At 46.5% G+C, this 1,066-nt stretch carries 1 pseudogene; it reads left to right on the forward strand.

Annotated features, from left to right (window positions below):
• Positions 1-551: 551 nt before the first annotated feature.
• Positions 552-914: pseudogene (locus tag CKL79_RS22525) on the forward strand (ISKra4 family transposase); the annotation flags it as partial.
• Positions 915-1,066 lie beyond the last annotated feature (152 nt).

The raw sequence follows: 1,066 nt of genomic DNA on the forward strand, positions 1-1,066 counted from the left end.
TCAACCAGTCTCGAACATTCCTTGCCCCTTGGGTATAGGGATGTTCGTTACTTTTAGCGTTGGCTCCGCCTCTCCTATGGAGAATCGCATTTCGCACTTCAAGAAAAACTTCGCACTGTCCAGTATACATCTTTCATTTGGTAAATTACCTCAATCAGATTAAGTCCCCCACTTGTTTCTTAAGCTTTGACGATCTCGGGTTTGAACTCCGTAGATAGATGGAACCTCAGGATGCATGGCAGCATCGCTTTGGGGGTCGAACTCTGATATGTGAGACAAGGATAGTAAGTGGCCAAACTCATGTATCCAGACTTGTAGCTTATTAGTACCGCTAAAGTTGTAATAATCCATCACGTTATTGTAACCAATCACTTCAGCCGCATTCCACTGAGAGCTAGTGCAAGCATTTCCACTTCCTTGATTACAATACGGAACCACTTGTCCAGCAATCGAAAAGTCGCTTCCGGTAACGGGTGTGACCTAAATATGATGTTATATTCTCAGGAGAATCGAGAGACTGTAAAGCTTTATTTTATTGGAGTGTAGCGAATATGGGTGCATTGATAGTAGAGAGTGATGCGAATTCAGTCACTATTCAAATCACGATTCCCTACGAGAGCACAATGCTATCGACCGAAGAGAGCATTCAATCGGAGCTGAATGAAGCAGGCGTGCTAGCGAGTGGCAAAGCCCTAGAGCAGTTCGATACCGATGGTTCGCCGCTAGAGATTGAAGGTGTACGTTGGACGAGCAAAGGACAGCAACCAAAGAGCTACCAGAGCCCGTATGGCAAGGTATCGATAGAGCGTCATGTCTACCAAAGTGCTAAAGGCGGGGCCACGTTTTGCCCGCTAGAGGTAAATAGTCGCATCGTATTGACCTCAACGCCCCGGTTTGCCAAACAGATTAGTCATAACTTGAGTGTTGTGCTCTCATGAGAGAAAAATCATCATATCGCGTCTGAGGTAGACTAGGCGTTAGGTTCAAAGGTTTTGAGCAGGAGGTGAAGGATGCAGTTGCCGATTGTTGCGCCAGCGCCAGTGGTGAGCAAACATGCCGCAGCGTT

This window comes from Leptolyngbya sp. BC1307 (assembly GCF_002286735.1).
Taxonomy (GTDB): Bacteria; Cyanobacteriota; Cyanobacteriia; order Phormidesmidales; family Phormidesmidaceae; genus Phormidesmis.